This window comes from Nocardioides sp. (genome assembly GCF_036274455.1).
GTDB lineage: Bacteria > Actinomycetota > Actinomycetes > Propionibacteriales > Nocardioidaceae > Nocardioides.
Genome location: NZ_DASUFR010000236.1, coordinates 1 through 9,982 on the forward strand (window position 1 = coordinate 1; position 9,982 = coordinate 9,982).

Below are 9,982 nucleotides of genomic sequence, written 5' to 3' on the forward strand. Positions count from 1 at the left end.
TCTCGCGCGCGAAGAACCCGTCGGCGATGGCCTTCTCGGCGCGGTTCTGCGACTCGACGCCCCACGCGTCCTGCTCGGCGCGGGTGACCCCGCGGGAGGTCGCGACGTTCTCGGCGGTCTGGCCCATGGCGAGGTAGACGTCCGGCAGCAGGCCCTGCTCGCGCGGGTCGGTCCAGGTCGCGTTGGTCTTCGCCGTCTCGACGCTGCGCGCCTCGGCGTCGGCGAACAGCGGGTTCTTGACGTCCTCGGCGCCACCGCCGGCACCGGCGAACTTCTTGTAGCGGCTCACGCACTCGACGCCGGCGCTGACGAAGATGTCGCCCTCGCCGGCCTTGATCGCGTGGAAGGCCATCCGGGTCGTCTGCACCGACGACGAGCAGTAGCGGGTGATCGTGGCGCCCGGGACCTCGTCGAGGCCGAGCAGCACGTTGACCACCCGGGCCATGTTGTTGCCGGACTCACCGCCCGGGAGCCCGCAGCCGAGGTAGTGGTCGTCGATCGTCTTCGGGTCGAGCTCGGGCACCTTGGCCAGCGCCGCCTCGATGATCGCCGCGGTCAGGTCGTCGGGGCGGAGGTCGACGAGCGAGCCCTTGTTGGCGCGGCCGATGGGGGAGCGTGCGGCAGAGACGATCACGGCTTCGGGCATGCCCCGAGACTAGAGGAGGCCGGCACCGGCCCGGGGTGTGGGTGTGGTCACCCCTCGGGGGTCGTGAGGGCGTGCATGACCAGCGCGAGCGAGCCGGACAGGAACGCGCGGCGCTCGCGCTGGGGCTTCTGCAGGGCCGCGAACAGGAGCCCGTCGAACGACGCGACGAGCGCCTCGGCCCGCCCGTCGCCGCGCTCCCTGTCGGCCTGGCTGAGAAGCCCGTCCACCACACCGACCAGGCGCACGCGTGAGGCAGCCAGGGCCTCGGCGACCGCCGGGTTGCGCGGGGCCTCGAGGGACAGCTCGAGCTTGGCCAGGATCAGCTCGCGCTCGTCCAGCCAGCGCTCGAACAGCGCCAGCGTCAATGCGACCGCCCGGGCCTCGTCGCCGGAGCACTCGACGAGCTCGGCGCCGAGCGCGTCCACGTCGGCGGCCATGGTGGCGGCGACGTACTCGGTCACGGCGAGCTGCAGCGCCTGGCGGGTGCGGAAGTACGCCGAGCAGGTGCCCTCCGGGAATCCTGCTCGCCGGTCGACGGCCCGGTGGGTCAGGCCGCGCAGGCCCTCGTCGGCGACGACGTGCACGGCCGCGTCGAGCAGCTCACGGCGGCGCGGCGTCAGCGCAGCGGGGCTCGCGGGCGATGTGACGGACGGCACGTCAACCGAATCTACCCACGAAGTTGCCTCCGCGGTGCCGGACACGTATCTTCTACACACGTAGAAGATTCTACAGACGTAGAAAGGAATCGATCATGTCGTACGACCTCAGCGCAGCCATCCCGTTCGTCGTGATCGTCGCCCTGCTCGCCCTTGTCGGCGGCATCGCCTCGGTCACCGTCCTCGGCCGGTCGGTGGTTCACCACCACCGCACCCGGGTGGCCCGGCACGAGAGCATCCCGGCGTACTACCGCCACCTCGTCCTCGCCCACTGATCCGGGCACACTCCCGCCCGGAACCGCACGCCCCGCACTCGGCCCGCTCTGGCAGAGTCGGGGCGTGCGTCATCGCTACGAGTGCCCGATGCGCTGGGCCGACCTCGACGAGCTGGGGCACGTCAACAACGTGGTGTACGTCGACTACCTCCAGGAGGCGCGCGTCGACATGCTCCGCGCGCACGGCCGGGGGCCGCGCGCACTCGCCGACGGGCTCGTGGTGGTGCGGCATGAGGTCACCTACCTCAAGCCGCTGACCTTCGAGTTCAGGCCGGTCTCGATCGAGTGCTGGGTGACCGACATCAGGGCCGCCACGTTCACCATGGCCTACGAGATCTTCGACGATCGGGACGCCGACCGGGTCGTCTACGTGCGCGCCACCACGGTGCTGACGCCGTTCGTGTTCGCCGAGGAGCGGCCGCGCCGGATCACACCCGAGGAGCGTGCCGTACTCGAGCAGCACCTCGAGCCCGACCAGCAGGCACGCCGACGCATCCCGTCGCTGCCGGACCAGGTCACCAGCCACTACCCGGTCCACGTGCGCTTCTCCGACGTCGACGTCTACGGCCACGTCAACAACGTGAAATACTTCGAGTACCTCCAGGAGGCGCGGATCACGATGGTCCGCGGGCTGGTCCCGGAGCGCGCGTTCAGCGTCGTCGTGGCGCAGACGGACGTCGACTACCTCCAGCCGCTGATGTTCCGCGCCGAGCCCTACGACTGCCGTTCGGCGATCGTCCGGGTCGGGAACCGCTCGATGACCATCGAGTCCGACATCCGCGATGGCGACCGGGTGCTGGCCCGGGCGCGGGTGGTCGTCGTCTTCTTCGACCTCGAGGGCGGGCGGTCGACCGAGCCCGACCCGGAGGTGCGCGACGTGCTGCTGGCGGCCTCGGTCGGCGCCGGTTGACCGAACAGCTTCCGCCGCGTCAGCCCACGGTGACCGCGAGAGCGGCCAGCCGGGCGTCACGGCGCAGCCGGCGCAGGGCGCGGTGCCGGGCCACCCGCACCGCCACCGGGGTGAGGCCGAGCGCCCGGGCGGCGTCCGCCACGCTCAGCCCGACCACGTCCACGCACGCCACCACGTCCCGTTCCCGCGGGGTCAGCGTGGCCAGCAGCTCACGCACCCAGGCGCCGTCGGCGACCGCGGACTCGGGACCCTCGATCGGCTCGACGGTCACCTCGGCGACCGGGTCGGTCTGCCGGCGGCTGCCGCGGCGCTGGACGTTGGCGGCGATCCGGCGGGCGATGCCGAACAGCCACGCCCCGAACTCGTCCGCACCACCGGTGTAGTCGCCCACCTTCTCGGCCGCGGTCAACCACGCCTGGGCGGCGATGTCCTCGGCCGTGACCGCGCCGTCGCCGCCGGACCGGGTCCGGAGCCACACGACGAGTCGCCCGGCGTGCGCTCGGTAGAGCGTCCGCCACGCGTCCTCGTCACCGCACTTCGCCGCGGCGACGACCTCGTCGTCCCTCACTCCCGTTGGCCGTTCCCGTTCCCGTTGCCGGGTCCGGTCGGCGGCTGGTCGGGGTGGCCATGCTGATGGGGCTTGGTCTGCCCGTGGTGGTTGCCCTGGTCGGTGTGGGGCCTGGTCTGGCCGTGGTGGTTGCCCTGGTTGGTGTGCGGCTTGGTCTGGCCGGTGTGGTTGCCGTTGTCGTGCTGGGCGCCGTACAGACCGGTGTGGTTGCCGTTGTCGTGGTGGTTGGGCTTGGCCAGGCCGGTGTGGTTGCCCTGGTCGTGGAGGGTGCCGACCCCGCCCGGCGCCGCCAGCGCCTCTCCGGTGGCCGAGGCGCCGGCCTCGGCCACCTGCTCAGGGGTCGGCGTGGTCCTCGGTGCGTGGGGTGCGGGCCGCGGGTCACGTACGCCGTCGAACGGCGAGGCGACGCCGGGCACCGCGCCGGTCAGCCAGGCGAAGCAGGCCAGGATCAGGACCGTCACGCCGGCCACCAGGGCCCGGGCCGGGCCGTCCTTGGGGCGCGCGACCGCGGCTGCGCTCAGCTGGGAGAGCTGGGCGAGCAGCACCGGGTCCGGCTCGAGCTCGGGGACGTCGATCCTGAGGTCCTGCAACACCGCTGCACCTGCTTCCGTGAAAACGGGGTGGCCCGACGGTAGTACGGGGATGACGTGCCCGCCGGGCCAACCCGGAACCCCCCTCCCCACTGGCTCGCAGCACGAGGGAGCCTCGCCGGGCGTCGTCCGTGCCGACGACACCCGCATCCGTCTCCTGTCGCGGGGGCGTCTGGGTGTTACACCGAAGGTTCAGCCGGTCTCGTCGAAGGTGTTGACCATGAACTGCGCCGCGTGGGTGATGTAGTCCCAGAACTGCGCGTCCTGCTCCGCGGTCAGCGTCCCGTCCTCGACCAGCTCGTCGAGGGCGGCCCGGAAGTGGGTGAGCCAGTGGTCCTTGGCGGTCGGGGTGACGGCGAAGGGAGCGTGCCGCATCCGGAGCCGGGGGTGGCCGCGGGTGTCGGAGTAGGTCGTGGGGCCGCCCCAGTACTGCACCAGGAACAGTCGGAACCGCTCCTCGGCGCCGGTGAGGTCCGCCTCCGGGTAGAGCGGGCGCAGCACCGGGTCGGTCGCGACGCCCTGGTAGAACCGGGCGACGATGCGGCGGATCGTCTCGTAGCCGCCGATCTCGTCGTAGAACGTGCTCATCGCCGTCCATTCTCCCCACCATCGGCGGGAGCCTCCCAATCGCCGTGCAAGACTCGCGCCATGGCGACGACACGCAACGCGAGCACGCACTGGGAAGGAAGCCTCTTCGAGGGCGCCGGGCAGGTCACCCTCCAGAGCTCGGGGATCGGCACGTACGACGTGACCTGGGCGTCGCGCGCCGAGGAGCCGAACGGCCGCACCAGCCCGGAGGAGCTGATCGCCGCCGCGCACTCCTCGTGCTTCTCGATGGCGCTGTCCAACGGGCTGGCCAAGGCGGGCACCCCGCCGACGGCCCTCGACACCTCGGCCGAGGTCGACTTCGTGCCCGGCACCGGCATCACCGAGATCCGGCTCACCGTGCGCGGCAGCGTCGAGGGCATGAGCAACGACGACTTCGTCGCGGCCGCCGAGGACGCGAAGGCCAACTGCCCGGTCAGCCAGGCTCTCAAGGCGGTGCCGATCAAGCTCGACGCCGCGCTGGCCTGACCCCGACCTCGGCAGTCGCAGCCTCAGTCCGCGACGGTCGCCTGGTCGTCTGTCGACGAGGAGTCAGGTGTGGTCACGACCGCACGTGACTTGTCGTCGCGGTGCCAGACCACCCGCTGGGGGAACGGGACCTCGATCCCCTCGTGGTCGAACCGCGCCTTGATCCGCTGGCGCAGCTCGCGGGCGACGCCCCACTGCTCCATGGGCGCGGTCTTGACCAGCACCCGCAGGGTGATCCCATCGGGGTTCAGCGCCTCGACACCGGTGACCTCGGGTGGCTCGATGATCACGCTGTGGAAGTCGTCGTCCTCCCAGAGGTCGTGCGCCACGTCGGCGAGCACCTGGCGCGCCCGACCGAGGTCCTCGTCGTAGCCGACCGCGACATCGATGACCGCGCGCGACCAGTTCTGGCTCTTGTTGCCCACGCGCATGATCTCGCCGTTGGGGACATACCAGACCGTGCCGTCGAGGTCGCGCAGCCGGGTCACCCGAAGAGTGACCGCCTCGACGGTGCCGGTCGCCTCGCCCACGTCGATCACGTCGCCGACGCCGTACTGGTCCTCGAAGATCATGAAGACACCGGAGAGGAAGTCCTTGACCAGTGACTGGGCGCCGAACCCGAGCGCGATGCCGAGGATCCCGGCGCTGGCGATGATGGGTGCGATGTTCACGCCGAGCTGGCTGAGGATCATGGTGCCGAAGACCGCGATGAGCACGCCGGTGATCACACTCTTGAAGAGGTCGCCCATGGTCTTGGCGCGCTGCACCCGGCGGGTGGCGGCGGCCAGCTCGCGGAGCTCCTGGGTGTGGGTCTGCGCGACCGTACGACGACGACGGAAGACGCCGGCCTTGCCGGGCACCACGCTGCCCTCGGCCCGGGCGACCAGCCGGTCCACGAGCCGGTGGCAGACGAACCGCAGCACGAACATCAGCGCGAGCAGGCCGAAGACGGCCAGCGGGAGGCCGATCAGCCAGTCGGTCAGGTTCGCCAGCGGCTTGGAGTCAGTGCGGTCGTAGACCCAGTTGCAGAGCGACTCGTCCTTCTCGCACGGGTTGCTCAGGAGCATGGCCCCCAGTATTCACACCTCGAGATCTGGATATCGTGGGGGCGTGACCATCGCCGCGAGCACCCTGGCCCTCGTCGTACCCATGGATGTGCCCGTCGGGTGGCCCGAGGCACCCGACGTGAACATGGTCCACGCGCTGCTGATCTTCGCGGGCATCCCGCTGCTGCTGATCATCCTGATCACGCTGGCCGTCTACCTCCCCTCGATCGCCCGCGGTGAGCGCATCGCCCCGGGCCAGCCACCCGTCGAGGACCAGTGGCTGGGCGGGCCGCGCAGCGGCACCGCGGAGCTGAAGGGACCGGAGGCCCAGGATGCCGAGGCCGGTGGTGCGAGTGGTCGCTGGTGATGGGTCCCACGGGCACATGAACGCACGGTTCAGCGCGAGCGACAAGGTCGCGCTCGACGAGACGATCCGCAAGGCCGAGCGGGTCTCGCGGGTCGAGTTCTCCGTCTTCGTCGGCCACGCCGAGGGAGACCCTCGGGCCTACGCCGTCAGCCTGCACAGCACGCTCGTCGCCCCGGCCCGGAGCATCCTGATCATGGTCGACCCGGACGCCCGGGCGGTGGAGGTCGTCACCGGCAGCCACGTGCGCCGAACGCTCCGCGACGCCCAGGTCGAGCTCGCGGTGGCCGAGATGCAGACGCTCTTCGCCGCCGGTGACCTCGTCGGCGGCCTGCGCCGCGGCATCCAGATGCTGGCCGAGCATGCCCGGGCGCCGCAGACCCTCCACGCCCAGCAGCCGTGACCGCCGGCCTCGTCGTCGCCGGTGTGGTCGCGTTGGTGGCGATCGTGCTGGTGGCGTTCTTCCGGGCCCAGGCGCGCGAGCAGGTCCGCGCCGCGCGCGCCGAGACCGCCCGGCTCCAGGCGGTCCTCGACGACGTCAAGGACATCGCCTGGAACAACCGGGAGCTCGCGCCCGACATGTCCACGATCGTGATCGACACGATCCGGTCCGGCGAGGAGCGGCTCGGCCGCAGAGAGCTGCCCAAGTGATCGGCCCGAGGTAGCTCAGCCACGTTGGCTGAGGTGCGAGGCCGTTCACGGCCGAGCCTCGAAGCCTCCGCAGCGAAGACACCCGGGGTGAGTCCCAGCACCGGCTCACCTGGCTTCGAGGCTCGGCGCCGGGGCGCCTCGCACCTCAGCCACCGTGGTGGCCCGCCGCTGGTCGAGCCTGTCGAGACCTCCGCAGCGATGCACCTGCTGGCCGGTCGGTGGCTGAGGTGTGAGGCCGTTCACGGGCGCTCGTACTGAGGTGCGAGCTTGCGAGCCTCGAAGGAGCCTCGAAGCCTCCGCAGCGAAGACACCCGGGGTGAGTCCCAGCACCGGCTCACCTGGCTTCGAGGCTCGGCGCCGGGCGCGCCTCGCACCTCAGCTACCGTGGTGGGCCGCCGCTGGTCGAGCCTGTCGAGGCCACCGCAGGGTAGGCACCTGCTGGCCCGTCGCTGGTCGAGCCTGTCGAGACCTCCGCAGCGAATGCACCTGCTGGCCGGTCGGTGGCTGTGGTGTGAGGCCGTTCACGGGCGCTCGTACTGAGGTGCGAGCTTGCGAGCCTCGAAGGAGCCTCGAAGCCTCCACAGGGAAGGCACCCGGGGTGAGTCCCAGCACCGGGTCGCGCGGCTTCGAGGCTCGGCGCTGGGGCGCCTCGCACCTCAGCCGCCGTGGTGGCCTGCCGCTGGTCGAGCCTGTCGAGACCTCCGCAGCGATGGCACCCGCGTAGGTCCCAGCACCGGGTCACCAGGCTTCGAGGCTCGGCGCCGGGGGCGCCTCGCACCTCAGCCACCGTGATGGCCTGCCGCTGGTCGAGCCTGTCGAGACCACCGCAGGATAGGCACCCGCTCGACCTCCGCAGGTCGAGCCTGTCGAGACCTCCGCAGCGATGGCACCCGCGTAGGTCCCAGCACCGGCTCACCCGGCTTCGAGGCTCGGCGCCGGGGGCGCCTCGCACCTCAGCCACCGTGATGGCCTGCCGCTGGTCGAGCCTGTCGAGACCTCCGCAGCGGATGGCACCTGCTGGCCCGCCGCTGGTCGAGCCTGTCGAGACCACCGCAGGGTAGGCAGCTGCTGGCCCGTCGCCGGTCGAGCCTGTCGAGACCTCCGCAGCGGATGGCACCTGCTGGCCGGTCGGTGACTGAGGTGTGAGGCCGTTCACGGCCGAGCCTCGAAGCCTCCACAGGGAAGGCACCCGGGGTGAGTCCCAGCATCGGGTCACCTGGCTTCGAGGCTCGGCGCTGGGGCGCCTCGTACCTCAGCCACCGTGACGGCTCGGCGCTGGGGCGCCTCGCACCTCAGCCACCGTGCTCAGCCACCGCGGGGTCGAGCGCCTTGCACCTCAGCCACCGTGGCGCGGGTCAGATCAGGCGGTCTCCCGGTCCTTGGCCTGGGCACGCAGCGCGCGGGCCACGTCGGCGCGACCCTCGCGCACGTAGCGCTTGGCGGCAGGGTTCGCCGACGACGTCTCGAGCCACTGGTCGACCCGGTCGAGGAGCTCCTGGCTGGCCAGCTGCTTGGGGAAGATGTACTCCAGAGCGGTCGAGGCGCGCTGGGTGCCCTTCTCCTCCCACATCGTCTCGGCGGCGGTGAGGTACTTCTCGACGTACGGCTTCAGCACGTCGTCCTGGCCGTAGGCCTGGAAGGACAGCACGATGCTGCGCTGGGTCTCGTTCGGTACGTCGTCGCGGACCATCGCGAGCTCCCACGCCTCGGCCTTGGCCTCCGCGGTCGGCATCAGCGCCCTCGCCGCGGCAGCGTGCTCCTTGCCGGAGATCGTGTTGTCGCGGGCGAGCTCCTCGTCGATGCGGGCACCGTCGGCCCGGCCGTTCTTGGCCAGCCCGGACAGCAGCGTCCACCGCAGGTCGGTGTCGACCACGAGCCCGTCGAGCTCGAAGGAGCCGTCGAGCAGCCCCTCGAGGTCGGCCAGCGCCTGCTCGCTGTGCGCGGCCGAGGCGTAGGCGCGGGTGAAGGAGAGCTGGTGGTCACCGCCGGGCTCGGCGGTCGTCAACAGCTCGCGCAGGCCCGTCTCCCACGTGGCCCGCAGCGCGTCGCGGTGCTCGGGCGCGGAGTACTGGTTGGCGGCGATCGCGGCGTAGCCGGGGATCCGGTTCACGCCGAACGCGTCGGTCTCGGACCCGATGCCCGAGAGCACCAGCGTGACGAAGTCGGTCGCGGCCATCTCCGCGTCGCGGGTCATGTCCCACGCCGCGCCCCAGCACAGCGCCCGGGCCAGCGAGTCGTCGATGGTCTCGATGCTGGTGACCAGCGTGTCGAGCGACCGCTCGTCGAGGCGGATCTTGGTGTAGGCGAGGTCGCCGTCGTTGAGCAGCAGCAGGTCGGGCTGCTTCTCGCCGAGGAGCTGCTTGACCTCGGTGAGCTCGCCCTCGACGTCGGTCTCGAGCGACGTACGCCGCACCAGCCGGCCGTCGACCTTATCGTAGAGGCCCACGCCGAGCCGGTGCCGGCGCAGCGTCGGGTAGTCGGCGGGCGCGGTCTGGCGGATCGAGAACGACGCGTAGGTGCCGTCGTCAGCGAGCTCGAACTCCGGCGCCAGCGTGTTGACCCCCGCGGTCTGCAGCCACTCCTGCGCCCACGACTCCAGCTCGCGTCCCGACGCCTTCTCCAGCGCCATGAGCAGGTCCTTGAACTCGGCGTTGGAGAACGCGAAGTCCTCGAAGTAGCCGCGCAGCCCCTCGAGGAACGGGTCGAGCCCGACCCACGCGACGAGCTGCTTGAGCACGGAGGCGCCCTTGGCGTAGGTGATCCCGTCGAAGTTCACCTCGACCGCCTGCAGGTCGTAGTTGTCGGCGGCGATCGGGTGGGTGCTGGGCAGCTGGTCCTGGCGGTAGGCCCAGTTCTTGCGGGCGTTGGTGAAGCCCGTCCACGACTCGGTGAACTCGGTGGCGTTGACCGCGGCGTGGTAGCACGCCCACTCGGCGAACGACTCGTTGAGCCAGAGGTCGTCCCACCACTTCATGGTCACGAGGTCGCCGAACCACATGTGCGCCATCTCGTGGGCGATCACCATCGCCCGGGTCTCGCGCCTCGGTCTCGGTCACCGCCGACCTGAAGATGAACTCGTCGCGGAAGGTGACCAGCCCGGCGTTCTCCATGGCGCCCCAGTTGAACTCGGGCAGGAACGCCTGGTCGTACTTGCCGAAGGGGTAGCGGATGCCGAACAGCTCGTGGAACCGGTCGAGGCAGC

Annotated in this window: 13 protein-coding genes and 2 pseudogenes; 7 read left to right on the forward strand and 8 right to left on the reverse strand. The window is 71.1% G+C overall.

Features of this window, described 5'->3' with window-relative positions:
• Both VFV89_RS22310 and VFV89_RS22315 read right to left on the reverse strand, forming a co-directional pair.
• A pseudogene (locus VFV89_RS22310) lies at positions 1–646 on the reverse strand (acetyl-CoA C-acyltransferase); the annotation flags it as partial.
• 47 nt (positions 647–693) lie between these two features.
• The gene (locus VFV89_RS22315) at positions 694–1,302 is read right to left on the reverse strand and encodes a TetR/AcrR family transcriptional regulator (RefSeq protein WP_329708186.1); all 609 of its coding nucleotides are present in this window, start codon (positions 1,300–1,302) and stop codon (positions 694–696) included.
• Positions 1,303–1,397: 95 nt separating this feature from the next.
• On the opposite strand from VFV89_RS22315, the gene VFV89_RS22320 reads away from it, so the two are divergent.
• Together VFV89_RS22320 and VFV89_RS22325 are read left to right on the forward strand one after the other, a co-directional pair.
• Complete coding sequence (locus VFV89_RS22320) at positions 1,398–1,577, forward strand: hypothetical protein (protein WP_329708187.1); 180 nt, start codon at positions 1,398–1,400, stop codon at positions 1,575–1,577.
• Positions 1,578–1,641: 64 nt separating this feature from the next.
• Positions 1,642–2,487, forward strand: coding sequence for an acyl-CoA thioesterase (locus VFV89_RS22325; RefSeq protein WP_329708188.1), 846 nt, complete (start codon positions 1,642–1,644; stop codon positions 2,485–2,487).
• Positions 2,488–2,506: 19 nt separating this feature from the next.
• Here the strand turns inward: VFV89_RS22325 and VFV89_RS22330 are convergent, their stop codons facing one another.
• From VFV89_RS22330 to VFV89_RS22340, 3 genes are all read right to left on the reverse strand, one after another.
• Positions 2,507–3,055, reverse strand: a complete 549-nt coding sequence (locus VFV89_RS22330; protein WP_329708189.1) for an RNA polymerase sigma factor — start codon at positions 3,053–3,055, stop codon at positions 2,507–2,509.
• The gene (locus tag VFV89_RS22335) at positions 3,052–3,648 is read right to left on the reverse strand and encodes a hypothetical protein (RefSeq protein WP_329708190.1); all 597 of its coding nucleotides are present in this window, start codon (positions 3,646–3,648) and stop codon (positions 3,052–3,054) included. Before VFV89_RS22335 ends, VFV89_RS22330 begins: the two co-directional genes overlap by 4 nt.
• Positions 3,649–3,837: 189 nt before the next feature.
• Positions 3,838–4,233, reverse strand: coding sequence for a globin (locus VFV89_RS22340; protein WP_329708191.1), 396 nt, complete (start codon positions 4,231–4,233; stop codon positions 3,838–3,840).
• A 60-nt stretch (positions 4,234–4,293) separates the two neighbouring features.
• Between VFV89_RS22340 and VFV89_RS22345 the strand changes: the two genes are divergently transcribed.
• Positions 4,294–4,719: an OsmC family protein gene (locus VFV89_RS22345; protein ID WP_329708192.1), complete on the forward strand. Its 426-nt coding sequence runs from the start codon at positions 4,294–4,296 to the stop codon at positions 4,717–4,719.
• Between the two features lie 23 nt (positions 4,720–4,742).
• On the opposite strand, the gene VFV89_RS22350 is transcribed toward VFV89_RS22345, so the two are convergent.
• Positions 4,743–5,786: a mechanosensitive ion channel family protein gene (locus VFV89_RS22350; RefSeq protein ID WP_329708193.1), complete on the reverse strand. Its 1,044-nt coding sequence runs from the start codon at positions 5,784–5,786 to the stop codon at positions 4,743–4,745.
• Positions 5,787–5,829: 43 nt separating this feature from the next.
• Between VFV89_RS22350 and VFV89_RS22355 the strand changes: the two genes are divergently transcribed.
• From VFV89_RS22355 to VFV89_RS22370, 4 genes are all read left to right on the forward strand, one after another.
• Complete coding sequence (locus tag VFV89_RS22355) at positions 5,830–6,132, forward strand: hypothetical protein (RefSeq protein WP_329708194.1); 303 nt, start codon at positions 5,830–5,832, stop codon at positions 6,130–6,132.
• A 16-nt stretch (positions 6,133–6,148) separates the two neighbouring features.
• On the forward strand, positions 6,149–6,532 hold the full coding sequence (locus VFV89_RS22360) for a DUF5130 family protein (RefSeq protein WP_329708195.1): 384 nt from the start codon (positions 6,149–6,151) through the stop codon (positions 6,530–6,532).
• On the forward strand, positions 6,529–6,780 hold the full coding sequence (locus tag VFV89_RS22365; protein ID WP_329708196.1) for a hypothetical protein: 252 nt from the start codon (positions 6,529–6,531) through the stop codon (positions 6,778–6,780). The genes VFV89_RS22360 and VFV89_RS22365 overlap by 4 nt, the downstream gene beginning before the upstream one ends.
• A gap of 598 nt (positions 6,781–7,378) precedes the next feature.
• Positions 7,379–7,504 (forward strand): hypothetical protein, encoded by a 126-nt coding sequence (locus VFV89_RS22370; protein ID WP_329708197.1) that lies wholly within the window; start codon positions 7,379–7,381, stop codon positions 7,502–7,504.
• A 636-nt stretch (positions 7,505–8,140) separates the two neighbouring features.
• Here the strand turns inward: VFV89_RS22370 and pepN are convergent.
• Together pepN and VFV89_RS22380 are read right to left on the reverse strand one after the other, a co-directional pair.
• Positions 8,141–9,805 carry an aminopeptidase N gene (pepN, locus tag VFV89_RS22375; protein WP_329708198.1) on the reverse strand — a complete coding sequence of 555 codons (1,665 nt, stop codon included), beginning with the start codon at positions 9,803–9,805 and terminating at the stop codon, positions 8,141–8,143.
• Positions 9,806–9,896: 91 nt separating this feature from the next.
• Positions 9,897–9,959 (reverse strand): annotated as a pseudogene (locus VFV89_RS22380) (hypothetical protein); the annotation flags it as partial.
• Positions 9,960–9,982: the final 23 nt, after the last annotated feature.